The 23,334-nt window shown below is 68.0% G+C and carries 19 protein-coding genes and 1 tRNA gene; 7 read left to right on the top strand and 13 right to left on the bottom strand.

The window, feature by feature from the left end; all coding sequences use genetic code 11:
• The first annotated feature begins 2 nt into the window (after positions 1–2).
• The 5 genes from K8556_RS02810 (at position 3) to K8556_RS02790 (ending at position 4,529) form a co-directional block, all read left to right on the top strand.
• A complete protein-coding gene (locus tag K8556_RS02810; RefSeq protein ID WP_223738474.1) occupies positions 3–1,355 on the top strand; it encodes a TonB family protein in 1,353 nt (450 codons plus the stop codon).
• A gap of 47 nt (positions 1,356–1,402) precedes the next feature.
• A complete protein-coding gene (locus tag K8556_RS02805; RefSeq protein WP_223738473.1) occupies positions 1,403–1,849 on the top strand; it encodes a cyclic nucleotide-binding domain-containing protein in 447 nt (148 codons plus the stop codon).
• A 117-nt stretch (positions 1,850–1,966) separates the two neighbouring features.
• Positions 1,967–2,530: a hypothetical protein gene (locus K8556_RS02800; RefSeq protein ID WP_223738472.1), complete on the top strand. Its 564-nt coding sequence runs from the start codon at positions 1,967–1,969 to the stop codon at positions 2,528–2,530.
• 110 nt (positions 2,531–2,640) lie between these two features.
• A complete protein-coding gene (locus tag K8556_RS02795; RefSeq protein ID WP_223738471.1) occupies positions 2,641–3,900 on the top strand; it encodes a hypothetical protein in 1,260 nt (419 codons plus the stop codon).
• A 14-nt stretch (positions 3,901–3,914) separates the two neighbouring features.
• The gene (locus K8556_RS02790; protein WP_223738470.1) at positions 3,915–4,529 is read left to right on the top strand and encodes a polysaccharide biosynthesis/export family protein; all 615 of its coding nucleotides are present in this window, start codon (positions 3,915–3,917) and stop codon (positions 4,527–4,529) included.
• On the opposite strand, the gene K8556_RS02785 is transcribed toward K8556_RS02790, so the two are convergent.
• From K8556_RS02785 to K8556_RS02760, 6 genes are all read right to left on the bottom strand, one after another.
• The gene (locus tag K8556_RS02785; protein WP_223738469.1) at positions 4,526–5,350 is read right to left on the bottom strand and encodes an inositol monophosphatase family protein; all 825 of its coding nucleotides are present in this window, start codon (positions 5,348–5,350) and stop codon (positions 4,526–4,528) included. The two genes, K8556_RS02790 and K8556_RS02785, sit on opposite strands and share 4 nt — an antisense overlap.
• Positions 5,351–5,375: 25 nt before the next feature.
• Positions 5,376–5,960, bottom strand: coding sequence for a TlpA disulfide reductase family protein (locus K8556_RS02780; protein ID WP_223738468.1), 585 nt, complete (start codon positions 5,958–5,960; stop codon positions 5,376–5,378).
• Positions 5,961–5,964: 4 nt separating this feature from the next.
• Positions 5,965–7,434, bottom strand: coding sequence for a UDP-N-acetylmuramate:L-alanyl-gamma-D-glutamyl-meso-diaminopimelate ligase (mpl, locus tag K8556_RS02775; RefSeq protein ID WP_223738467.1), 1,470 nt, complete (start codon positions 7,432–7,434; stop codon positions 5,965–5,967).
• Between the two features lie 12 nt (positions 7,435–7,446).
• Complete coding sequence (locus K8556_RS02770; RefSeq protein ID WP_223738466.1) at positions 7,447–8,610, bottom strand: serine hydrolase; 1,164 nt, start codon at positions 8,608–8,610, stop codon at positions 7,447–7,449.
• Positions 8,607–9,521, bottom strand: a complete 915-nt coding sequence (locus K8556_RS02765) for an LD-carboxypeptidase (RefSeq protein ID WP_223738465.1) — start codon at positions 9,519–9,521, stop codon at positions 8,607–8,609. The genes K8556_RS02770 and K8556_RS02765 overlap by 4 nt, the downstream gene beginning before the upstream one ends.
• A gap of 109 nt (positions 9,522–9,630) precedes the next feature.
• Positions 9,631–10,872 carry an RsmB/NOP family class I SAM-dependent RNA methyltransferase gene (locus K8556_RS02760; protein WP_223738464.1) on the bottom strand — a complete coding sequence of 414 codons (1,242 nt, stop codon included), beginning with the start codon at positions 10,870–10,872 and terminating at the stop codon, positions 9,631–9,633.
• 141 nt (positions 10,873–11,013) lie between these two features.
• Between K8556_RS02760 and K8556_RS02755 the strand changes: the two genes are divergently transcribed.
• Positions 11,014–11,086 (top strand) — tRNA-Asn (locus K8556_RS02755).
• Positions 11,087–11,802: 716 nt separating this feature from the next.
• Here K8556_RS02755 and K8556_RS02750 read toward each other — a convergent pair.
• Genes K8556_RS02750 through K8556_RS02740 form a run of 3 tightly spaced genes read right to left on the bottom strand, consistent with a single transcriptional unit; the run spans position 11,803 to position 15,070 of the window.
• Entirely contained in the window at positions 11,803–13,653 is a 1,851-nt protein-coding gene (locus K8556_RS02750) for an AAA family ATPase (protein WP_223738463.1), read from the bottom strand.
• Positions 13,650–14,159: an ABC-three component system middle component 2 gene (locus tag K8556_RS02745; RefSeq protein WP_223738462.1), complete on the bottom strand. Its 510-nt coding sequence runs from the start codon at positions 14,157–14,159 to the stop codon at positions 13,650–13,652. Before K8556_RS02745 ends, K8556_RS02750 begins: the two co-directional genes overlap by 4 nt.
• Positions 14,156–15,070: an ABC-three component system protein gene (locus K8556_RS02740; RefSeq protein WP_223738461.1), complete on the bottom strand. Its 915-nt coding sequence runs from the start codon at positions 15,068–15,070 to the stop codon at positions 14,156–14,158. Before K8556_RS02740 ends, K8556_RS02745 begins: the two co-directional genes overlap by 4 nt.
• Positions 15,071–15,965: 895 nt before the next feature.
• On the opposite strand from K8556_RS02740, the gene K8556_RS39685 reads away from it, so the two are divergent.
• Positions 15,966–16,511, top strand: coding sequence for a uracil-DNA glycosylase family protein (locus K8556_RS39685; RefSeq protein ID WP_370639880.1), 546 nt, complete (start codon positions 15,966–15,968; stop codon positions 16,509–16,511).
• A gap of 133 nt (positions 16,512–16,644) precedes the next feature.
• Here K8556_RS39685 and K8556_RS02735 read toward each other — a convergent pair whose 3' ends face one another.
• From K8556_RS02735 to K8556_RS02720, 4 genes are all read right to left on the bottom strand, one after another.
• Positions 16,645–17,979 carry a hypothetical protein gene (locus K8556_RS02735; protein ID WP_223738460.1) on the bottom strand — a complete coding sequence of 445 codons (1,335 nt, stop codon included), beginning with the start codon at positions 17,977–17,979 and terminating at the stop codon, positions 16,645–16,647.
• A complete protein-coding gene (locus K8556_RS02730; RefSeq protein ID WP_223738459.1) occupies positions 17,976–20,177 on the bottom strand; it encodes a hypothetical protein in 2,202 nt (733 codons plus the stop codon). The genes K8556_RS02735 and K8556_RS02730 overlap by 4 nt, the downstream gene beginning before the upstream one ends.
• The gene (locus tag K8556_RS02725) at positions 20,167–21,615 is read right to left on the bottom strand and encodes a hypothetical protein (RefSeq protein WP_370639879.1); all 1,449 of its coding nucleotides are present in this window, start codon (positions 21,613–21,615) and stop codon (positions 20,167–20,169) included. Before K8556_RS02725 ends, K8556_RS02730 begins: the two co-directional genes overlap by 11 nt.
• 725 nt (positions 21,616–22,340) lie before the next feature.
• The gene (locus K8556_RS02720) at positions 22,341–23,060 is read right to left on the bottom strand and encodes a hypothetical protein (protein ID WP_223738458.1); all 720 of its coding nucleotides are present in this window, start codon (positions 23,058–23,060) and stop codon (positions 22,341–22,343) included.
• Positions 23,061–23,334: the final 274 nt, after the last annotated feature.

The following is a 23,334-nucleotide window of genomic DNA, read 5'->3' as shown; positions in this document are numbered from 1 at the left end:
CCATGGCCCTTCAAACCCGCCCCAAGCTGCTGCGCGTCGGCGTCATCCAGGACGGGCGCATCGTCGAAGAGCACCACCTGCTCCACGACTCCGTCACCATTGGCGAGGACGCCCGCAACACCATCGTCCTGCCCCCCACCCAGGAGCGCCCGCCGCGCTTCAAGGTCCTGGAGAACCGCGGCCAGCAGTTCCACCTCATCATCGACGAGCACATGCAGGGCCGCGTCAACCTGGGCTCGTCGGACGTGGACTTCGACGCGCTCCGGGCCCAGGGCCTGGCCACCCGCCGCGCGGACGACACCTTCGATTTGCCCCTGCAGGAGAGCGCCCGCGGCAAGGTGGACCTGCCGGACGCCACGCTCTTCTTCCACTTCATCCCCGCGCCCGCGGAGGGCTCCAAGCCCGCCCTCCCCCCGGAGCTGAAGGCCAGCCCGTGGCGCACGGTGGACCGCGTCTTCTTCGGCATCCTGGCGACGATGCTGGTGCTCTACGTGCTGAGCGTGGCGCTCATCGTCGCCCAGCCCGCGCCGGTGGAGGCGGAGGTGGAGCTGGACCAGTTGGAAGACCGCTTCGTGCGCGCCATCATCCCGCCCCAGCCCGCGAAGAAGGAGGAGCCCAAGGACACGGGCCCCGCCACGGAGGAGAAGAAGCCGGACGAGCAGAAGGCCCCCGCGAAGAAGGCCGCCTCCCCGGATTCGCCGGCCGCGCCCGCCAACAGCGCGGAGCGCCGGCAGCAGATCGCGGAGAAGGTGGGCAACGCCGGCATCCTCAAGCTGCTGGGCGGCACCGGCGCCGGCGGCGGGGACGCCATCGCGAAGCTGATTGGTGACAGCAGCAGCGCGGGCAGCGTGGAGGAGGCGCTCAAGGGCGCGACGGCGGGCGGCGCGCTCGCGGTGGGCTCCGGTGGCGGCAACGGCATCGCCAACCCGCAGGGGGACACCGGCGGCAAGGTGGCGGGCATCGGCGCCACGCAGACCTCCGGCGCGGGCGCCGTGAACACCGGCCAGAAGCAGGCCGTCAAGGTGCCCCAGGTCGCGGACTCGGTGCCGGAAGTGGACAGCTCGGAGGTCAGCCCCAAGGAGCTGGCCCGCTTCATCCAGCGCATGAAGGCGTCCATCCAGCGCTGCTATGAGAAGGAGCTCAAGCGCGACCCCACCCTCAAGGGCAGGGTGATGGTCCGCTTCAACCTCAAGCCGGACGGTCGCGCCGGCAACGTGGAGGTGGAGGAATCCACCCTGCGCTCCGAGGGCGTCAGCAGTTGCATCATCACCACCATCCGCGCCTGGAAGTTCCCTTTCCAACCGAGTGATGACGTCCCCGTCAGCTACCCGTTCATCTTCTCGCCAGGGGAATAGGCTGGACCTCCCGGACCTTCCGGAGGCACCGGAACCGCGGGGAGCACATGGAGAAGCTGGCAGTCATCGCCACATCCCCACTCTTCGAGATGCTGGCCCCGGCCGAGCTCGCGCGGCTGGCGGAGCTGGCACGGCTGTACCGCTACGCGCACGGTGAGGTGGTGTTCGAGGAGGGCGACCTGGGTGACAGCCTCTTCGTCATCGTGCGCGGCCAGGTGGAGGTGGTGCGCCGGAGCGCGGGCAACGGGGTGAAGCCCCTCACCGTCCTGGGCCCGCCGGAGTTCTTCGGGGAGATGGGCCTCATCGACAAGGACCACCGCTCCGCCACCGTGCGCGCCCTGGGCGAGGTGGAGCTGCTCCAGCTCACCGCGCAGGACTTGCGGACCTTCCGGCTGGCGCACGCGGACGGCTTCACCTTCATCGTGGTGAACATCGCGCGCAGCCTGTCCGCCCGCCTGCGCGAGGCCAACGCCCGCCTGGCCCCCCAGGACTGACTCCATCCTCTGAAAACCGGACTCCGGGGCGATGGGGCATTGCGTTGACACCCCTCCCCCTCACTCCTAGGCTCGACTCTCGAAGCTTGGGAAGGGCCGGAAGGACTCGTGAGGCGAATGCGCACCCTGGGAATGCTCGCCGTCGTGGGAGGACTCGTCACCTCCGGGATGGCGCTCGCGCAGTCGCCCGCGGCGCCGCAGCGCCCCGCTCCGCCCGCGCTGGACAAGGCCGGTGACGTGCCGGACAGCCAGAAGCTGGAGCGCAGCACGCAGGCCCTGGGCGGCATGCGCGAGTCGCTCCGCCAGGTCTTCGAGAAGGTCGAGGAGGCGCGGCGCACCAAGGACGTGGTGAAGCTCAACTGCGCCAACGAGAAGCTGACGCAGATAAAAGGCCTGCTGCGCATCTCCGAGCAGGCCGACGTGGCCCTCCAGGAGGCCGTCAGCAAGAGCGAGGCGGCGCCCGGCGAGCACGAGTTCACCAAGGTGATGATCGCCCAGCAGAAGGTGGGCCAACTGCGCTCGGAGGCCGAGGAGTGCATCGGCCAGCTCGCCTTCCGCACGGACGAGAACCTCTTCGTGGAGGTGGAGGAGCCCGACAACCTGCCCGGGGGTGATCCCACGCGCCCCCCGCCGCCGTCGGACCTGATTGTCCGGCCTCCTCCCGCGAGCCCCGTGGACTGAGTGGCTGGCCTCCTTCCACCTCCCGCGGTCCCGGCCCTGGACCGTTTGTTCCGGCGCGGGAACCCGCGTGCTATGCCCGCCGTCCCACCGCGTGGAGCGCGTCTGACACCATGAAGCAGCCTGGGACATTCCGTCTGGCCCTCGGGGCCCTGGCGCTCGCGGCGCTGCTGCCGCTGACGGCGTCGGCACAGGCGTTCGTGGGCGGACGGCCCCCGGGGGGCAACGGCCTGAAGGTGGGCAACGGGCGGCTGCACCCGACGTTGGACCTGGAGACGCGGCTGGACAGCGGCGTGGGCTACTTCCGCGAGGCAGGCACCGGCCCCCTGTCCCCGGACCTCTCCGGAGAGCTGGCGCTGCACATCCGCCCCGGGCTGATGCTGGACGTGCCGTCCCCCAAGCTGGCCGTCGCGCTGCGCGGCAACCTGGACTACGTGGCCTACACGGGCCTGATTACGGCGGGCTCCGGCGCGGCGTCCCACCTGGAGGGCGCGGCGGACCTGGCGCTGCGCTTCAACCAGGAGAGCACGCTGTCCGTGGAGGTGGGCGACGAGCTGACGCGCTCGGACCGCACGCGCACGGCGGCGCTGGGCGCGGGCATCCTCAGCCTCTTCAACGAGGCGCGCGTGAAGGCGCAGTGGAAGCCGGGCGGCGGCGCGCTGGAGGTGACGCCGGGCCTGGCGTACGCGATGGAGTTCTTCGAGCCCCTGGGCGGCATGACGCCCATCGGCTGCACGGACGCCGCGTGTGATCCGCTCGCCGCCAGCCAGTTCAACTACGGCAACCTGCGGCTGGGCGCCGAGGGCCGCTGGCGCTTCCTGCCCAAGACGGCGGTGGTGGTGGACACGGGCCTGCAGTACCGGGGCTACTTCAACGACACCACCACGCCCAGCGCGGCCATCCTGCACGCCATGGCGGGCGTGTCCGGCCTGGTGTCCCCGCGCATCACCCTGACGGCGAAGGCCGGCTGGGCCCAGAACCTGGGCTCGAGCGGCGGCGGCACCGTGGTGGGACAGGTGGAGGGCACGTACCTGCTGGGCCCATCGCTCACCGTGAAGGGCGGCTACCTGCGCGCCTTCCAGCCGGTGGCCGCCTACGGCACCTTCCGCGACGACCGCGTCTACGCGGAGGGGCGCTCCGTGATGGGCAGCCGGCTCGCGCTGCACGCCACGGGCGCGCTGGACTTCCTCTCCTTCGCGGGCGGCCGCGGCGACACGCTGGTGACGCTGGACCTGGGGCCCGAGTATCAAATCCGCCCGTGGCTGGTGGGCGCGGTGGGCTACATGCTGGGCACCCGCTCCTCGTCGCTGGGCGCCGCCGGCCTCAACTACACCCGCCACGAAGGCTACGCGCGGGTGTCCGTCTCCTACTGAGGCCCTCCGCGCCCATGCGTCCCTCGCGGCTCCGCTTCGTCCTGCCCGTCCTGCTCGCGGTGCTGTCGGCGTGTCACGCGGACACGCGCCCGCCGCCCCCTCCGCCCACGCCCGCCGCGTCCGCGGAGGCAGCGGCGACGTCCGGCGGCAACCTGGGGCCCGGGGACGTGGTGGAGGTGCGCGTCTTCCAGGAGCCCGAGCACTCCGGCACCTGGCGCGTGTCGCCGGAGGGCACCATCGACTATCCGCTGTGCGGCAAGGTGTCGCTGTCCGGCCTCACCGCCAGCGCCGCGGCGGACGCGCTGCGCGACTGCCTGGCGCGCTACCTGCGCCGCCCGCAGGTGTCCGTGCTGGTGCGGGAGTACAACTCGCAGAAGATCTTCGTCTTCGGAGAGGTGCAGAAGCCCGGCACCTTCCCCGTCACCGGCGAGGTGTCCATCATCCAGGCGATTACCCTGGCCGGTGGCTTCACCAAGCTGGCGGCGAAGAACAACACGCTCGTCACGCGCGTGGTGGACGGGCAGGAGCGCAAGATTCGCGTGCCCGTGGAGGACATCGGCGTAGGGCGCGAGCGCAACTTCCTGCTCCAGGCCGGCGACATCGTCTTCGTGCCGGAGAGCTTCTTCTAGTCGCGCGGCGCCCAGCCGATTTCATCCAGGAAGCGCTTCGCCTGGGCCATGAGCTGGGGCGCCAGGTTCGCGCCGCTCGCCAGCACGTCGCCCTTGAGCACGTCGAAGGGCCGCCCGTCGATGTGCACGATGACGCCGCCGGCCTCCGCCACCAGCAGGCCGCCCGCGGCGATGTCCCAGGGCTTGAGGCCGAACTCGAAGTAGCCGTCGAAGCGGCCGGCCGCGACGTACGCCAGGTCCAGCGCGGCGCTGCCGGTGCGGCGCATGCCCTGCGCCAGGAGGATGAGCTGGCTGAAGAGGCCCACGGGCAGGTCCGGCCGCTCGCGCACGTCGTAGGGGAAGCCCGTGCACAGGAGCGCCCGCTCCAGCGTGGCCGTGGGGCTGGCCTTCAGGGGCACGCCGTTGAGCGTGGCGCCCTGCCCCTTCGCGGCGGAGAAGAGCTCGTCGCGCATGGGGTCGTAGACGGCGCCCGCCACGGTGCCCTCCGGCCCCTCCACCGCCACGCTGACGCAGAAGTGCGGCACCTGGTGCGAGTAGTTGGTCGTGCCGTCCAGCGGATCCACGATCCACCGGAACGTGTCCGTGCCCTGCGTGGCGCCGCTCTCCTCCGCGAGGATGGCGTGGTGCGGGTGGCGCTGGCGCAGGAAGGCCAGGAGCGCGTCCTCGGAGGCGCGGTCCGCGTCCGTCACCAGGTCGATGCCGCCCTTGAACTCGATGGTGCGGTGCTGGGGGAAGCGCTCGCGGAGGATGTGGCCGGCCATGCGGGCTCCCTCCTCCGCGGTGCGGCGCAGCGCGGCGGGCGTTTCCGGTTCGTGGGCCATGGATGCGTTTTCCCGGGGGTGCGCGCTAGGAGGCGGGCTCGGCGAGCAGTTGCTCGATTTCCGTCTGGAACTGCTGGAGGAACTCCTCGGCGAAGCCCTCGTGCACGTGCCGGACGACGCCCTTGCGGTCAATGAGGAAGGTGGTGGGCATCAGCCGCACCTTCAGCAGGCGCTCGGACACCAGCGCGTTGGCGTCCAGGAGGATGGGCACCTCCACCTTCGCCTCCTCCAGGAAGGCGGGGATGGCGCGCACGTCCTCGTCCACGTTGAGGGCGTAGGCCTTGAAGCCGCGCGCGCCGTACTCCTTCTGGAGCTGCGCGTACATGGGCAGCGCGTCCTTGCAGGGCTCGCACCACGTGGCCCACACGTCCAGCAGGACGACCTGCCCGCGGTCGCTCTTCAAGTCGTACGGGCTGTTGTCCGGGTAGCGCTTCACCTGGAAGACGAGCGGCTGGCCCGGGCCCCGGTTCGACGACTCCAGGGCGGCGCTGCTGCTCCGCGGACCGTCACCGGTCCGGTCCGTGAGCGGCGGCAGGGACGAAGCCGGCGACGAGGCACAGCCCATGGCGAACGCCAGGGCTCCCAGCGAGAGGAGGAACGGACGGCGCATGGCTTCAGGCCCCCTTCCCCGCCCGGGCCTTCAGGGCGGTGAGCAGCTTCTCGATGAAGCCCCCGAAGGCGCCGTTGCTCATGACGAGCAGCACGTCGCCGGACTTCGCCTCGGAGGCGACGCGGTCCACCAGCGTCTGCACGTCCGTGGCGCCGTCCGCGGCGATGCCCTGGCCCTTCAGCGCTTCGATGAGCTTGGGGACGTTGAGCTCCTCGCCCTCGGGCACCTTGTCGTGGCGCTCGGGCACCTTGAGGCTGGCGCGCGCGGCGCCGGGGAAGGCGTGCGCGTAGTCCTCCTGGTGGATGTTGCGGCGGCTGGTGTTGGAGCGCGGCTCGAAGATGGCCCACAGGCGCCGGTCCGGGTAGCGGTGGCGGATGGCGGCAATCGTCTCCCGCACGGCGGTGGGGTGGTGCGCGAAGTCATCCACCACGAGCACGCCATCCATCTCCGCGCGCACCTCCTGCCGGCGCTTCACGCCCTGGAAGGTGGACAGGCCCTGCTGGATCTCAGCGAAGGTGAGGCCCAGGCCGCGCGCGGCGGCGATGACCGCGAGCGCGTTCTCCACGTTGTGCGCGCCGGACAGGGGCAGCGTCACGGTGCCCAGGTCGTGGCCCCTCTCCACGACGTTGAAGCGGGCGCCCTCGGGACCGAAGGAGAGGTTCACGGGCGTGTAGTCCGCGTCCGCGCCCTCCTTGGCCACGTAGGTGCTGACGGGCGCGGTGCCCCCGCGCGCGATGCGCACGGCGTTGGGGTACGCGGCGCAGACGACCAACTGGCCCTCCCTGGGCACCAGGCGCACGAACTTCTCGAAGGTGGCCTCGTAGTGGGGCAGGTCGCGGAAGATGTCCGCGTGGTCGAACTCCACGCTGGTGACGATGGCGGTGCGCGGGCGGTAGTGGAGGAACTTGGAGCCCTTGTCCCAGTACGCGGTGTCGTACTCGTCGCCCTCCACGACGAAGTGCGGGCCCGTCCCCACGCGGTAGTTGCCCGCGTAGTTCTGGGTGACGCCGCCCACGAGGAAGGATGGGTCCTTGCCCGCGGCCACCAGCACGTGGGCCATGAGCGAGGACGTCGTCGTCTTGCCGTGCGTGCCGGCGACGACGACGGAGTGCGAGCGGTCCAGGAAGAGCGTGCCCAGCGCGGCGGGGAAGCTCATCTGCTTGAGACCCCGCTCGCGCACGGCGGTGGCCTCCGGGTTCACCCGGCGGATGACGTTGCCGATGATGACCAGGTCCGGCTTCGCCGCGTCCAGGTTGGCGGGCGCGTACGGCGTGCTGACGGGGATGCCCCACGTGCGGAGCATGTCGCTCATGGGCGGGTAGACGTTCTCGTCGCTGCCGGTGACGTCGTAGCCGGCGGCCTTGAGCATGCCGGCGAAGGAGCCCATGCCGGTGCCGGCCACGCCCACCAGGTGGATGCGGCGCACGGACTTCGGGTCGAGTGAGTCGAGGACGTTGCCGTTGTCGTCAGCCATGCTGCGGTTTCCTCAGGGGAGGACGTGGAGGTCGAGCGCCTCCACGACGAGCTCGTGGAAGGCGGGGCGGAAGTCGCGGATGCGCAGGTCCTGACGGCCCTGGGCCACGCGGTTGGTGATGAGCGCGACGACGAGCGACCGCCTCAGGTCCACCCAGAGGCTGGTGCCGGTGAAGCCCAGGTGGCCCACCGCGCCCGGAGGCGTGTCGCCGATGAAGCGGCCCGCGCTGGAGTAGCCCTTCGACGGCGAGTCGAAGCCCATGGAGCGCGTGCTGCCCTCCACCTTCGGGTCGGTGGCGAGCGCGCGGTGCCACAGGGGCCCCGGCGCAATCGCGGCATGCGTGCCCGCGGCGCCCTCCAGCACGGCCTGGCCGAAGCGGGCCACGTCCACGGCGGTGCCGAAGAGGCCCGCGTGTCCCGCGACGCCGTCCAGCACCCAGGCGTTGTCGTCGTCCACCTCGGCGGGGCGGGACGGCCGGGACGGCACGTCCTTCCACAGCGACTCCTGGCCGGGAGCGGGCTCGCGCGGGCGCATGGCGCCGGTGGGCGCGGTGGTGCCGTCGGTGGGGAAGTCGGTGAGGCGGTGGAAGCGGGCCTTCAGGTCCAGCGGCTCCGCGATGTGGCGGTGGAAGAGCACGTCCAGCGGGGCGCCACCGGCGCGGGCGAGGATGTCCCCCAGGAGGATGAAGCCCACGTCGCTGTACACGGACTTCGTGCGCACGGGCGAGTCCAGCGGCGTGGCGGCGGCGGCGTGGAGGACGTCCGCGTGGACCCGCGCGCGGACGGACGCGGGGCAGCCGGCATCGAGCAGCTCCGGGTGGGCCTTGAGCGCGTCCGCGAAGAACGGGACGAAGGCCGGCAGGCCGGAGCGGTGGTAGAGCAGGTCCGCGACGGTGACGCCCGCGTCGCCCGCGGGCGAGCCGGGGAAGTAGCGGGACACGAGCGTGTCCGGGCCCACCTTGCCCTCGGTCCACAGGCGCAGGAAGAGCGCGGTGGTGGAGAGGACCTTGGTGAGGGACGCGAGGTCGAAGCGCGTGTCGCCCGTCACGTTGCCGGCGACGCCGCCGAAGACCTGCATGCCCTTGTGGAGCACCACGGCCTGGGCGGCGGGGAAGATGCCCAGCTCCACGCCGTCATCGAGCACGGCCTGGAGGTTGGCGATGGGGTGCTGGCTCATCCGGGGCTCACCGCGCCTTCGAGGAAGGTGAGGCGCGCGGCGTCCGCGTCCAGGCGCACGTGGGTGCCCAGGGCCACGGGGTAGTTGATGGCGCCATGGCCGATGGGGAAGCCCGCGGCGCAGGGCACCTTCGCGTCGCGCGCCAGCTCCCGGAGCACGTCCGCGCTGGAGTAGTTCGCGTCCTTCTCCTCGCAGGCGGTGAAGTCGCCCAGGACGATGCCGCGCACGCGGGAGAAGACCCCGGCGAGCCGCAGGTGGGTCCACATGCGGTCGATGCGGTAGGGGCGCTCGGTGACGTCCTCCAGGAGGAGCACGGCTCCGTCGAGCGGCGGCATGTACGGCGTGCCCAGGAGCCGGGAGAAGACGGACAGGTTGCCGCCCACGAGGACGCCCTCGGCGGTGCCGGGGACGTAGGTGGCGGTGCCGTTGAGGGGCGGCGGGGCCTCCGCGGACTCGAGCAGGCGGAAGAGGTAGTCGTGGACCTGGGTCGACTGGCGGCCCAGTTGCGTGAGCACGGGCGCGTGGATGGAGACGCGGTGCAGGGCCTGGAGCGCGCAGTGGATGGACGTCAGGTCGGAGAAGCCGGTGAAGGCGACGGGGCCGGCCTTGTCGATGGGCAGCTCCGGCAACAGGCGCGAGCTGCCATAGCCGCCCCGGGCGCAGAAGATGGCGCGGGAGGCACGGTCGAGGAACGCGTGCGACAGCTCCTCCTGGCGGCGGGCGTCATCCCCGGCGAGGTAGCGATGCGACGCGCCGATGTCGGGCCGGACCACCGGGGAGTAGCGCTCGGAGAGGATGCGCAGGCCGGCCTCGAAGGGGGCCTGTTCGAAGGGACCCGCGGGGGCGACGACCTGCACCGTGTCGCGGGGACGGAGCGGAAGGGGCTTGAGCCAACGCACGCAGCGCTTCATAGCACCCGGTGCCAGGGCGACACGGTGTTTCAGGGAGGCCGTGGCCCGAAGCGTTGAGTACCGCAGGACGGGGGAACGAGGCCCCATGGAGCGCTCGTCCGCCCGGCCGTCATGGCAAACCTGTCCGACTGTCGGACAGGTTTGGAGCCGAGCCGCCCTCCCCCGCCGTGCCACGTTCGAGCACCGCCGCGAAGAACCCGTCCGTGCCGTGGCGGTGGGGGGTGACGAGGAGGAAGCCGTCCTGGAGGCACGCGTCCGGGAGCCAGCCAGCGCCCGGAGTGACGGCCCGGAAGTCCGGGCGGGAGCGGAGGAAGTCCGCGACCACGTCCTGGTTCTCCGCCCGGTTGACGGTGCAGGTCGCGTAGACGACGCGGCCACCGGGGCGCACCACGTCCCCGGCCCGGGCCAGGATGTCGCGCTGGACGGCGGTGTACCGGGAGAGCGAGTCCGGGGTGAGCCGGAAGCGGAGGTCCGGCCCCCGGCGGAGCGAACCCAGTTCGGAACAGGGAGCGTCCGCGAGGACGCGGTCGGCGTCGAGGCCCGGTGACGGAGGCGCCCGGAGCACCTGGACGCGGGTGAGCCCGGCCCGGGAGGCGCGTTGCTGGAGCCGGTCCAACCGCTCCGCGTCCGGGTCGTAGGCGAGCAGCCGGCCGGAGTCCTTCATGGCGGCGCCCAGTTGGAGCGTCTTGCCCCCTGCCCCGGCGCAGAGGTCGAGCACGGTCTCTCCGGGCCGGGCCTCCACGAGCAGCCCGAGGAGCTGGCTGCCCTCGTCCTGGACCTCGAACAGGCCCTCCTGGAGGGAAGGCAGGGCGTAGAGGTTCGGACGCGGACCGTCGACATGGAGGGCCAGCGGGCTCCAGGAGCCGGGGCGGGTCGAGACGCCCTCGGAGGCCAGGCGCGCGGCCAGGGCCTCACGGGAGATGCGGGCCGGATTCACCCGGAGCGTGATGGGGCCCGGGACGTTGAGGTGGGCGCAGAAGTCCTCCGCCTCCGCCCCCAGCTCCCGGGAGAAGTGGTCCGCGAGCCAGTCCGGCAGCGAGGCGCGGAGCGCCAGTGATGGAGGCGTTCCGGTCCGCAAAGGCAGCGGAGCCGCAAGCCCCGCCCACGACGCGGCATCCGAGGCGGGAACGCCTACGAGGCCATGCAGGAGCGCGAACAGGAGATGAGAGGGAGGCGCGTCCGGCGAGTCGAGGAGGAACGCCAGGCGGCGGCGCCAGAGCCCCACGTTGAAGACAGCCTCCTTCAGCGCCTGGCGTCCCTCGCGGGACAGGTCGCGGTTGGAGCGCAGGGTCCGGTCAAGGACGCGCTCGGCGGGGTCGCCTGAGAGGACGCGGGCAAGCGCCTCGGACACGACGGCGCTCAGCCCCTGGAGCGCGGACCAGGGCTGCGAAGTAAGCCGGGAGATCGGATCGAACAGGACAGTTGACAGGGCAGGCTCGGTTCTCTAGAAGTCGCATCCGTCACGGCAACGCACCGCCGCGACGGGACATATTCCCCGATAGCTCAGCTGGTAGAGCGGGTGACTGTTAATCACCATGTCCGTGGTTCGAGTCCACGTCGGGGAGCTACTTGAAAGGCCCTACCAACTGGTAGGGCCTTTTTTGTTTAACAAGGGCCTCGCGATGACATCGCGGGGCCTTCGTGCTTAAGCCGCTGAATCCCAAGGGATTTTGGCTCGCGGTGCTGAAGAGGGCGCTCTCGGCTCTCTACCCCGCAGAGCGAGATGCCCCCTCTTCTCCGCCGCCAACTGGGCTCTCTGGAGCGCTCTTTCGCCCGTTTTGGGGAGAGAGAGGCCGAGAGTGGTTAACAGTTTTGTTAACCACCGCGGGCTCTCGACTCTGACAATCCCTGGCTTTCGATGTCGTACCTTCCAGGGTTGCGCCATTTCCCTCTTTCAGAAGGCCAAAAAAGGCCACCTGTTAACCGAGAGAGCGAAATGCGGCTGGCAGTTACTGGGTACTCACGAATTCGTCGCGCGGCGCAGACTCTCCGAGACGGCTCTCAGACTCTCTTGGCCGAATCCTCGGCCACCACAGCCCCCTGCTCCGCCTCACTGCCCCTGCCCACTCGGGCCTTCTGGGCAGGGAACAGCGTCGAGGGTACGCCCCCCTGGGCCCTCCAGCGCCCGCGCAGAAGTCCGGCGGGCAGGGGTAGGCCAACAAGGAGCCGCAAAGACGCCTACGTTTGGTGCGCAGCGTGGCGAACGGGCCGTACCGGACGGCTGGGTGCCTCGCAGTCCGAACGTGCCACTGGGCGCCGTCCCGCGAAGTCACGCCGGAACTCATTTAGCGGCCCCCGCCTGCGGGATGAAACCTCGGCGTCCCTGATCGTTCCCGGTGAACAGCACGACATTCGCGTCGCCGATGGCGCCATCGTTTGGAAGCTGCTTGCTGTTCTCGATGATGAGGACTTGGGCCTCAGCGAAGGACGACTTCACGCTCTCCCAGAAGTGCTTCTTGACGTCCTGTGGGAACGAGGCCTCGTCTGCATCAGGCTCTTCATAGACGATCAATGGCGAATCGATGAGGACGAAGTTGGGGAACGGACGCTCGTCCTTCACGCAGAGGTGCAAGAGCGCGAGGTTGAATGCAGCCCTGGTGATTGCACGAACGCCCTTACCGCGACTCTTCCGTGCGCGCCCTGAAATGACGATGTCTTGGGCTTTCTCGCTGAAGGAGACCCGCTCAGCGGCCGGAAAGTGCCAGGCCTGAAGGAGTGCTTCGACCTCTCGGCTGAAGGGGTCGGCCTGCGCGGTGCTTACCGCCGAACTCGGCCCCTCAGCTCGTTCCTTCTTCTTCGGCGTGCTCGCCTCCTCAAGGAGCGCTTCCAACTCCAGGACACGCTCGAGCAGCTCGAGTGCCTTGCGAGAGGTGCTCTCATGTGCTCGCAATTCATCGACCTTCTTCGTGGCGACGTCTACGTGTCGCTCCAGTAGAGCCTTCAACTCCGCTGCAATCGCGTCGAACTCTTGTTGCCGTACCGCACGCACACTTCGGAGCTGCTCTGTCTCGGCGGCGGTCGCTGCGCGCGTCGCCTGCAGGTCCTGAAGGAGCTTGAAGGTCTTGGAAGACTCCGCCTTGCACGCCTGGGACACGTCTGTAGGAGAGAGCCGCACTTCTCTATGGCCGTTCTCGTGGTGCTCCGCGAGAGCACCGCACATTGGGCAGCGCTCTTCCTTAAGCTGGTCGAGGCGCACTCCCGCCTCGGCAATCGCTTCCAACCTTCGAAGGTCGGAAGAGTACTGCTCCTGCAGGAGGTCGAACCGCGTCTGCAACTCGGCCATGACTGCGAGCTTCGAGTCGACCACGCGCAGTGCAGTCCACGCTCCATGCCGCTTCGCCTCCAACGGTGCTACGCTTACCTGTGCGGCATTTCGTTCGGAGATCGCCGTCTCCAGCGCAGCCTCGATGCGCGCGAGGCGGTCGCGTTCGTCGGTGAGGATTCCCACGTCGCCCAAGTCAGCTAATCGCTCGCGAGCATTCATCAGCAGACTCTCGAGGAGCTCGGCTTTCCCCGCTTGGCGCCCCTTTGTAACCTTCGGGTCCTCATTCGCGATCACCGTTGAATCGTCGGTGCCCGTCAGGAGGAGCCGGAAGATACCACTCTCGGCAGTCTTGGCTGCGAACTGTCCGCTCAGGACAGGAGAGGTCTTCTTGATGACCGTCTCTTCGTCGATGATAACGAGCCGAGCGATGTCGCGGAAGCTTAACGGGCGGGTCTTGCCGCCCTCGTTGATGCGAACCTTCTTGCTGCCCAACCCTGACAGGTCGAGAAGGAATTGCGAGACCGTGTCCTCTTTGCCTCCTCGGTGCTTGGCCGCGAGGATGCGGTCCGATTGGCCTTCCGTTGTGCAGCGCACCTCGCCGCCGCGCAGACTTCGCTCAAGTTTGTAGGTCCGATGGTCTGGGTTCGACTCGATCTCGAGGAGAACAGTCGTATAGCCCTCTGCCTCTGGGATATCCTTCGGCTCCTCACCACCCCCGAGGGCGTAATCGACACACTGGGCGATGAAGCTTTTTCCAGTTTCCGAGGGCCCAGCGATGACGTTCAGGCCGCGAGTGAATACCACCTCGGCAGGCAGTTTGCCGGGGCCGGTCAATGAGAGTCGACGAAGCGCGAAGCCGAACTTCACGATGCCTCCTCTGCCCATAGGACAGACTCCATCGCAAACTCCGCCCCCCATGTGCCGATGCTCTCGCGAATCATCGCGTCAAGCTCTGTACCATCCAGCAGCCCGAAGCTATCAACAACCCAGTCAGCTCGCGAACGAAGCCCCTTGAGATACTCGCTGCTGAGCGTATCGAGGAAGCCTCCAGACCTATCGGTTGCCGAGAAGAAGATTCCGCCCTCCTGGTAGGCGCGAAGGATGAGCCCCCGACTCTCGTAGAGCGAGAGCCCATCCTGCAGCACGCCGCGACGCACAAGGATCTCGCCTCCGCGATGAGGCGTCCGCGGATGTAGGCCGGCGGGACCACCAGGCACGTCATCGGAGTGGACCAGCAGGTAGTCGAAAACCACGAGCCGCTGAAGTGCGTACGAAGTCGGGTACGCCGCCGTAAGAACGCAAAGCGCGCGAAGACCAATCTCCACCGGCCCATTGAACGGCGTGAAGAAATGGCTCGGGATCTCTCCTGTCATTTGACCCACCGAACCTTCCCGTTGTTAGCAAGCTGATGGCAAATCCCCCCACGATCTCGATTGTGGATGCGGCTGATCAGCGGGTGGCTGGTGAGCTGCAGGGTGCGTGCGGTCTTCACTACGGCCACGGCGCGCCGGTAGCCATCCGCGTGATCGCCCCGCAGGTCGTCCTTGATTCCCGAGTGGACTTCGTCTTGGAGCTTCTCGAACTCACCTGGTGGCAGCGTGTCGCGCGAGAACGTTCGCAAGCCCTCAGCACTGTAGAATTCGATGCGAGCGTCGGCGAAGTGATCCCGAAGGTCATCGCGTCCCACGAGGTCTTTCTCAATGTCGTTCACGTCCTTCTTCATGTGATCGGCGTACGCGCGACGTAGCTCACCGACGAAGACCGTCTCGTTGCCCACCGGCGCGGCCGGGGGCGTAAGCGGCTCGGGGCGAAGGGGCAGCCCACCTCCGAACTGCGCTACGTACCAACGCGTCTTTGCATGGGCTTCGATGATCCGCAGAACTGGCGTGGCCTCAAAAATGGAGAAGTCGAGGCTCTCGATGTGCGCCTTCATGGCAGCATCGCACTCCACCAACTCTGTCTTCGTGATTCCCTCACGACAGTAGTCGTTCCACTGCTTAAACAGCTCGCTCCGCAGTTCCTCCGGCTTCTTCAGGAGGTTCGATAGCTTTGTGCCTGCGCCTCTAGGCGCGATGAAGTAGTAGCGGTGCGGGTACGAGTAATCACCGCGCTTCGTGTAGTACGCGAGCTTCCCCAATTCGGTCCAAATGTCGGTGGGCGCCAACGCAGCCTTGTAGTGCTTGCACTGGTAGTTGACCCACGCGCCACTGCCCCCTTTCATCGTCGCAATGACGTCGCGCCCCATGTCCCCTGAGCCGCCGCATCGTTCGACAAGTTCGTACATGTCACGAAGCGAGTCGACCCACTCTTGGACGAAGCGCTCCCATTGCTCCGCGCTAAATAGCTTAATCCGGTCCTCGGGGTGAACCGGCAGACCCGACGCTACGACATCCGCAGCCAGTCCAGGCAGGGTCGCTGGCACCTGGGGGATTGGAACTGTTGTCGGAAACGGAGGCGGTTGAGAAGGAGATGCCTGACTCATGCCGGGATGATGACGCCTTCCCTACTCCCCTCGTCAAGCGGGCACTCCGGCTCTTGGTGAGTCTCTCTCTGGGCGCAGAAGACTGCCTCGGAGAATCGCTCCGTGCCTGCACGTCTCTGTCGCCGCCCGCAGACAGGGACTCTCCAGCAGCCGCTTGTCCACGCCTTCCGGCGCGGCGCGCTCGAAGTCAGAGCCCACCCTCTTGGTCCATACCACCCAGGGGTGAGATCCGGGCGACCGGTAGCTCCTCGATGCCCCATGGAGGGTTCGCTACTTTGCCCACGATGAGCGGCAGCTCTTCCATGCCGCGCAGGGAAGGCCCAATGCCCAAGAGGGTCCAAAGCGAGCTGACTGGCAGGGCGTTCGAGGCCGATGACTTCCGATGGGCACTGCTAAACCTCCTCCGGGAGCGGATGCTGACCGACGCCGAAATGGCGGCACCCCCAGCCCAACTGCAAGAGTCTGGCGGCTTGGCCGCGTGAGCGTGGACCGAGGGGCTGGTGCCCGTCCACGTACTGGCGCACCCAGAGCGGCCCAGTACGAATCACGAAGTTGCGATGGATGAATGCCGCCAGCTGGCAGGTGCGTACCTCTTGCGGCATCGCTACTCGATGGCGCCTCCTCTAAGCAACGTCGGATGTTAATCCCACTTGAACGACGGGGAGCCGTAGTATCCGGGTCAGGAGGAGAATGAGTCATGCCCAGCTTCGAATCGAGGCACTGCCTCAAGTGCCCCTATCTTGACCAAGTGCATCTGCCGCCAGAGTGGTGCCAAGCCCGGGAGACTGTCCCCCTCGATGTCGAGGACAATGAGAGTGACATCCTCCTGGTTGCTCAGGCTCCAGGAGAAGCGGAATGGGAAATTGGGAAGCCGCTGCAGCCCACCGTCAAACAAGGCGGAACTGCGGGAAGCCGTATCGCGCAGTCGTGGGAACGGACGAATAAGGAGCGCAAGTCCTTCAACATCACGAATGCTGTTCAGTGCTTCCCTGGAAAGGAGGACCCCCGAGAGAAGGCCCCACGGGACTTGGCCCCAGTCCCCGCTGCGGTGCGCGCCTGCTCAGGATGGTTGCGAGATGCGATGTGCTCTCGCAGGTACCGAAAGGTGATCGCCTTTGGCGAGGTCGCAGCCCTGGTCGTAGGCATCATTGCCACGCTTGAGGATCTGCCCTGCGAGGTCCAGTACGCGCGCCACCCGAATAGTGGCGTGTCAAACGAAGAGTTGGACAGACTGTGGGAGTAATGTGCCGCCCGTCGAGGCGGCTCGTACCAGCGAGTGAGGAAGGAAGGAGCCACCAAGCACGCGCACCGACGCGCGCCCTGGCTCCTCCAGTTCCTTTCTCGATTCCGACAACCCCACGCAGCAGCCGCTGCCGTCAGGGTCGGTACCGCTCCACCTCGTGGAAGAACTGCGTGAGCGAGTAGTCCAGCAGCGACTGGCGGGACTGCATGTACCGGCGGGCCCGCAGGAAGGGCAGCCAGACGCGCTTGCCCACTCGCACCTGGGACTCTTCCATCTTCTGCCGCAGCACCCACGTCCCTCCCAACCGCCGCACCAGCACGTCCCCCAGGTAGGCCCCCAGCGCAGGGGCCGTGTGACTGTCGATGAGTTCGCGCCTGTACCGCTCGGGGAAGTTGTCCCGCCAGAAGTAGAAGTCCAAGTCCGTGAGGGACTCGGCCGTCTCGTCTATGATGGAGGGCACCTTGGTGTGCAGTGCTGCCACGAGACCTTCGGACAAGTCTCCGTAGGACTCGAGGACGCGCTCCGGATTCTCCACGTCCGATGGAAGGGCAACCGGCAACCACTCTTCCGACTCAGGAGGCCGGAAGGCGTTGAGTTCAGCAATCTTCCGTTGCCGCTCGCTGATGGAGAACTCGTCTGGCAGCCGCGAGAGGAATGGCGCCACGTCAGGGTGGAAGCGCGGCTCGACGGGCACGAGCGCGGCGCTGCGCTCCCGCAGCGTGCGCAACACCGTGTCGAAGTCGAGGTCCGGCCGCAGGTGGACGTGCGCGCGGGCCTGGGCCACACGCGCATCGTCACTCGCGAATTCGGCGGGAGTTGGCCACAGCACCAGGAGGACGGAGCCGTGGGGAAGCTCCTCCACGAGGTACGCGGGCGTCGAGAGCATCCGCTCTCGGCCGACGGATTCCACCAACTTCGAACCGAAGATGTTCAGCCAGAATACGTCGTAGACCCTGTCGGTCCCATACCTCTCGCACGTCTCGTCATCGCGGCCAAACCGAGGAAAATCAGCCAACTGCCTGTCCGCTGCACTGTGCGCCACAGCATAGGGAACCGGATAAATCGAACCCCATCCGCGAACTGCCTTTACGAACTCCTGGCAGCGCTCCTGTTCCGAAAAGAAAGATACGGGCTGCACATCAAGCCAGATGCGTATTTTCGCAGGAGTGAGCGCAAGCCCAAGATCAATCGTCAACGAGACGGCCGGGAAAGCCGTGCGATACAAACCAACTGTCGAACCGTACCGATCTTGGCGCTCTTTCAGAGCCATCACGACAGCATCACGCGAATATCTACGCTGCCGACTGCCCTTTACAACGTCGGGCATCCAATCACCCGCATGCGACTCAAGCCCTTGAAGAAAGGGCTCCAACTCACGCTCTAACGCATCATGATGGCTGAATGACCCGTCGAACGAAAACCTCAGCGTATCTTCAACGTTCAGGTCTTTAAGGGTCAGCAGCTTCATTGAAACAAGACCTCCACTCCCTTGACATCCTCTTTGACGTTCCTTACCGCACTCGTCAGCATGTCCGTATCGCTTGGCGCAAGCTTGCGTTCATAGACGAGGCGGACCCTTTCGACCTTTACCGGCATACCACGGAGCTTGAATTCAGGCCGCCTAATGTCCACCGTCTCTCCGTAGTACAGTAAGGCGTCGCCTGCATCTGCTCTCATCTGCGCCGTCAGCTCACTCCTCCCCAGGCGATTGAGTTCCCGGCTCTTGAAGCTGAACGTCTCCACGCGGGGCGTCGGGCCAGCAGCGGGGCCCTCCTCGATGACGAGCACGTCTACGAAGCGCAGGTCCGCCTTCGCCACCCCTACATGCGTCTCGATGCGCGGCTGGTCGAAGTCCTTGAGCCACCTCCGCTTCGCCCGCGGCAGGGCCGCGTCCGCCTCCAGGATGGCAACCATAGTCCTCTCGAAGTCCAGGCCCCGAGCGTACCTGTCTCTCAGCACCTGGTAGCCAGCCCACTTCAGGGGCCCCTTCTCCGCGATCCCCTGCTTGATTTCTGCGGCCCTCGTCTCCAGGTACGCCACGTAGTCGGCCCAGAGGGGCTCCGCAGTGACTTCGGCAGGAGCCACCTTCCGCAGAGCCTCGCGGTGCCTCGCCAACTCCGCCACCTCCATCGACAGTCGCTCTCCCGGGAACTCCGCCTCCAACTGCTTGAACTTGGCCTCCGCCACTTCGGCCGGGAGGCCTGCCGCCTCAGGAGGCACGGAGGGCCGGGGACCACCCCTTCTCTCGGAGCCCCCGCCGGTGGACGCAACACTGGTGGGCTCGCGATACCGCACGGCCAACGTGGCCTGTGCCTGAGCGACGTTGCCTCGCGCCTCGTACAACGCCAGCGCGCCCGCCTCGCCCCACTCCCCCACCAGAATGGCTGCGTCCCGGTCCTGCTGGAGGTAGCGCGCCAACTCCCCCACGACGCTCTCCCCGACTCGCGCCTCCAACCTCTCCAGCACCGCTTTGAGTGCCTCGACGCGGGACACCACCGCCTGGAGGCGAGCGCGCTCCAGCCGGGAGACGCCAGCTTCACGAAGCGCGCGCGCCCCCTTCCCTCCCGCATACAGGCCCACCATGAGGGCCGCGGGCGCCAACTGGCGCGTGGCCTCCTCGTACTCACCCTTGGCAAGGGAAGCCCCGCCCTGCGCCGTCCCCGCCGCCAGGTGGTAGAAGCCTAGAGGCACACCGAAGGTGAGGTGGTCGAAGGAAGCCAGTGCCACGTTGCCCGGTGCGAAGGCCCCCAGGAACTGGGCGTTCTCCACCTCCCGGTACGCTTCCTGGTAGGGCGGTGGAAGCTGCAGGGGCAGCGCGGACGCATCGATGCTCCGGCTTCCTCCGACGAGAGGAATGGAGGCCGCGACGTCATCCACGGCCCGTCCCAGCCCACGCGCGATGTCGCCGCCGCGGAAGTCCCGCTCCGGGAAGTCAGCGAGGGCCATGCCTCGCTGCTTCAACTCCTCGCGCACCACCTCCATGGCGCCCAGGGCGCGCTTCAGCAGCTTGTCCTTGGCCAGCAGGCGCATGAGCTGCCGCACCTCGTCGTCGTGGGAGGTGTGCAAGACGAAGAGGGCGAGGACCTCCGCCTTGGCCAGGCCGTGCTTCTCGACGGCAGTGGAGAGGAAGGCCGCGCGCTTCTTGAGGAGGACGCGGGCAGCCTCGGCCTCCAGGGGGCCCAAGGCGCCCAGCCTGACGGCGTTCCAGTTTGAGAGGGCCTCCACCAGCCGGGGCATGTCCGCCTGGCGCTGCAAGGCCAGGAAGGCCGCTGGCGTGGTGCACTCCAGGAAGGGCGCCAGCACCTCCTCCTCCGAGTCCAGGTAAGGCCAGCCCGAGGGGACGTCCCCGCACACACCTTCCAGGGCCCCCACCACACGCAGGGGCGCCGTTTCTCCCCCTCCGGGATTCGGGGGAGACGGCGTGGCCCGGCGGCGGTGCAGAAGCGGTCCGTCCGCGGACTCCGCGTCGAAGTCCTCGTGGGCGTCGTCCTCGGGGAGACTCGCGACAGCACCGCGCCCCAAGGCCACCAGGGGCGTCGCGCCCGAGACGGACGCCAGGGTGCCTCCAGGGCCCGCCCGTGAGGGTAGCGAGGCACATCCCGACGTCAGGAGGGCCAGGGACAGCACCAAGCCCACCACGCCGCACGGCCATAGCTCAGCGCGCATTGTCCACCCCCAGCCCCACGGCCGCGAAGGCTCCCGGCCGCAGCGTCCCTTCCGGAGTGGGAAACAGCAGCGTGCCGCCCTGCCCCAACGCGTAGACGTTGCCCCCCAGGAAGCGCCACCGGGCCTCTCCCGAGACGACGTAGCGCGCCCCTGGCTGGCCCATGGCCGTCGCCAGTCCGCCGACGCCCACCGTGAGGTTGCGGTGGAAGAGCTGAGCATCCACACGCCCGTCCACGTCCACCCGGCCCCAGGAGAAGGCCTCCACCCCCAGGGAGAGGAAGAGGTGTCGCTGGCGCATGCCACTCAGCCGCACCGCGTCCCAGCCGAGAATCACCTCCCCGTAGGCCGAAGCCCCCTCCGGGAAGGACACTTCCGCCAGCGGCACGGAGGCCGGGCCCGCCACCTGGAAGCGCGCCAACTCGCAGTCCGGGCCGAAGGCGCCCTGACGGAAGCCTCCTCGCTGAAGGCGGCCTTCCAGGCGCGCGCGCATGTCCACCGTCGGCGTCAGCGCATCCACGCCCACGCCCACCACCGCGCCCCAGGCTCCGCCCTCGCTCGGGCGTCCACCCCACCCGCCCAGCAGGTGCGCCTCCAGCCTCTGCCCCTTGCGCCCGCGCCGCAGCACCACGGCGGTGGCGTCCAGGTGCGCCAGCGTCATGGGCCGCGCGGTGCCGCCTACCCTCCCCCAGTCATGCACCGCCGACAGCGCCAGCGTGTACCGCCCCGGGACAGGGGGGCGGCCGAAGAGGACGTGCTGCACGTCCAGGGCTACTTCAGTCCCCGCCAGGCGCGCGCTCAGCACGTCCGAGGCGAAGGCCTCCGCGTACACCGGCCCCAGCGTCCCCGTCGCGATGACGCCGGCCGGGTGGTAGTCGGGGTTGACGCGGTTGCCGTAGCGCCGCACCAGGTGCCCGGACAAGAGGGAGTAACCCTCCATCATCCCCAACCACATCGAGTTGGGCGTATCCCCTCCCACCATGAAGAGGCGCACCACCTGCCCCCAGTCGGACAGCGTGTCCCAGTCCTCCTTCCTCACGAGGCCCGCGCCCTCACCTCCACCCCACAGCCGCAGTCGTACCGGCGCCCCGAGAATGAGGCGGAACGACTCCCCCTTCCCCAAGGCCACCATGGGCTCCACCTGCAAGAAGCCTTCTTCGGTGCCCGCGCCCCTCCGGGGCAGCAACGTCCACGTCGCCGCGTCCATGCGCAGCAGGTTCGTCATCGGAGGTGCCGAGTCGGGCGCCGCGGGTGCAGAAGCCTCCTCCTCGGGCTGAGCCTCTCCCTCTTCCTCCTCGTCGGAAGAGTTGTCGGAGATGGCCTCCTCCAGCCTGCGCACGGTGGCGTCGAAGTCCTCTGGAGTGTTGGCCTCCTGCGCCCCTCCGGCCCCGGGCAACAGCAGCAGCAACGAGACGACGGCCCAACTCCCATGCATTCCCATGGACGCCTCCGTGGCAGGCCCCAGCAGGGGCGCTCAGCACAGAGGTTCCCTGTTCAGTCCGACAGGTCGGCAAACCGGGTAGGGAAGTTGACTGCAAGAGTCAAAGGCGACCCGGCCCGTTGGGAGTATGGACAGACGTGCCACGCCCCGTCGGGGCGCCAACCGAGGAGCTCAATGCCGAGAGCGAGAACTCCCGCGCCGCTTCTTCTGAATGCCTCGCACACCAGCGATGCGCTCCGCACTGCGGTATGAATTCGCCCAGGCTCCCGCCGTTCGCGGCACCATACGAACAGGCCCGCACTGGGCGAGGTAGCAATGCAGCCGAGGTGGTCTGACAGCCCCCGCTGTCACCTTCATCAGGAACAGGCAGCCATCGACACCTGTCACCGCTGCGGGGCGTTCGTGTGCCTCCAATGCGTTCGAAGTGCCGTGGCTACCGTCTACTGTGGCCCGTGCCTCGAGCTGCGGCCGGCCGTCCCGCAGAAGGTCTCGGCTCATGCCTGGGGAGTCCTTGCCCTCTCCTGCCTCGGACTCGTCCTGTTCCCATGCGCACTCGCGGGAGCCTTCCTGGGATGGAAGCACCTACGCGCAGTCAGGGCCGGACAGGCGCCGGATGTTGAACGCCGCCATGCCTTGGCTGCGGTGTTCCTAGGCGCACTGGGGTTTCCGTTTTCATTCGCGCTGGACGTGTTCGTGCGCAGCCGCTGGTAGGCCACATGGCAACGTCATGCGGCCTCCTTCTCGCCCAGGCCGCGAGCACGGAGGAATGCCTCCATTCGAGGCCACTGGGCGCCAAGGTAGTTGAACTTTCCAGGCCGGACTGGCTCCAAGCCCTTCAGCTCCTCGGGCGGGGTGCCGCCCGTCTCCATGGCGAGCGCGTCCCAGGAGAAAGCCCGAATAACTCGAAGCTGATTGCGGATAAGGACGCCGGACTTCTCAATCGCCTCTCGACGGTCGTCGAGCAAACGCACCGTCGCACCGTGACGTTCCTCTCGGCACAGGATGAGCAGTTCCCCTAACGAGAAGCTCGCAGCGCCTGGCCCGCGGCGACGATGGGCTTCTTCCAGCCATTGCCGCGCCTCGACCAGGTCTCCTTGGAGGGCGAGACATGCCGCCAACATGTCGGGGGCACGAACGTAGACGTCGGGCACTTCCTTGGTACGCCACCCACGAGAGAGCGCCAAGAGTACCGCGTGTGCGGCGTCCACATGCCCTTGGAACAACGCACACAACGCAAGGTGGAAGCGCGTCAGTACGCGCTCCGGAGGGCGGAGGGCGTAGCCATCGGCATCTTCGAGCGCGCGTTGGGCAGCTCCGAGGTCGCCAGCATCAAGCAGCGCGGCCCCCCGCTCACAGAGCGCCGCCCACTTCCGGAATCTCCATGACTTGTAGCCAATGAAGGCGATGAAGATGGCGAGAAGCAACGCGGTCTGGACCCACGCCATCGTCCGCTCTTCAGGCTTCCACGCGAGCCAGACTGCGCCCATGGAGCCTGCGACCATGCCAACAACAGCCGACATCCCTGGATGTTTCACACTCAACCCCACGCAAGAAACGACAGTCATTCACACCGTGGTACCCACCGCGTCTCTCAGGAACCGTCTCCCCACAGGAGGGCTGGGTGGGTGAATGGTCCAGCAGCAACGCGCTGGACGTCGTGTACCGGCGCGTGAGGCAGGAGCCGCCAGGCGCGCCTGCGGGCACGCGCCCTTGCTCCTC

The sequence above is a fragment of the Corallococcus sp. AS-1-12 genome (genome assembly GCF_020036995.1).
GTDB lineage: Bacteria > Myxococcota > Myxococcia > Myxococcales > Myxococcaceae > Corallococcus.
This window is presented reverse-complemented; position numbering and strand designations above follow the sequence as displayed.

Coding starts and splice junctions, on each gene's coding strand:
- K8556_RS02805 (WP_223738473.1), top strand. CDS start 1,403: ATGGAGAAGCTGGCAGTCATCGCCACATCCCCACTCTTCGAGATGCTG.
- K8556_RS02720 (WP_223738458.1), bottom strand. CDS start 23,060: ATGGCGTGGGTCCAGACCGCGTTGCTTCTCGCCATCTTCATCGCCTTC.
- K8556_RS02800 (WP_223738472.1), top strand. CDS start 1,967: ATGCGCACCCTGGGAATGCTCGCCGTCGTGGGAGGACTCGTCACCTCC.
- K8556_RS02785 (WP_223738469.1), bottom strand. CDS start 5,350: ATGGCCCACGAACCGGAAACGCCCGCCGCGCTGCGCCGCACCGCGGAG.
- K8556_RS02765 (WP_223738465.1), bottom strand. CDS start 9,521: ATGAAGCGCTGCGTGCGTTGGCTCAAGCCCCTTCCGCTCCGTCCCCGC.
- K8556_RS02740 (WP_223738461.1), bottom strand. CDS start 15,070: ATGTACGAACTTGTCGAACGATGCGGCGGCTCAGGGGACATGGGGCGC.
- K8556_RS02795 (WP_223738471.1), top strand. CDS start 2,641: ATGAAGCAGCCTGGGACATTCCGTCTGGCCCTCGGGGCCCTGGCGCTC.
- mpl (WP_223738467.1), bottom strand. CDS start 7,434: ATGGCTGACGACAACGGCAACGTCCTCGACTCACTCGACCCGAAGTCC.
- K8556_RS02735 (WP_223738460.1), bottom strand. CDS start 17,979: ATGAAGCTGCTGACCCTTAAAGACCTGAACGTTGAAGATACGCTGAGG.
- K8556_RS02780 (WP_223738468.1), bottom strand. CDS start 5,960: ATGCGCCGTCCGTTCCTCCTCTCGCTGGGAGCCCTGGCGTTCGCCATG.
- K8556_RS02810 (WP_223738474.1), top strand. CDS start 3: ATGGCCCTTCAAACCCGCCCCAAGCTGCTGCGCGTCGGCGTCATCCAG.
- K8556_RS02725 (WP_370639879.1), bottom strand. CDS start 21,615: ATGGGAATGCATGGGAGTTGGGCCGTCGTCTCGTTGCTGCTGCTGTTG.
- K8556_RS02770 (WP_223738466.1), bottom strand. CDS start 8,610: ATGAGCCAGCACCCCATCGCCAACCTCCAGGCCGTGCTCGATGACGGC.
- K8556_RS02745 (WP_223738462.1), bottom strand. CDS start 14,159: ATGACAGGAGAGATCCCGAGCCATTTCTTCACGCCGTTCAATGGGCCG.
- K8556_RS02730 (WP_223738459.1), bottom strand. CDS start 20,177: ATGCGCGCTGAGCTATGGCCGTGCGGCGTGGTGGGCTTGGTGCTGTCC.
- K8556_RS39685 (WP_370639880.1), top strand. CDS start 15,966: ATGCCCAGCTTCGAATCGAGGCACTGCCTCAAGTGCCCCTATCTTGAC.
- K8556_RS02790 (WP_223738470.1), top strand. CDS start 3,915: ATGCGTCCCTCGCGGCTCCGCTTCGTCCTGCCCGTCCTGCTCGCGGTG.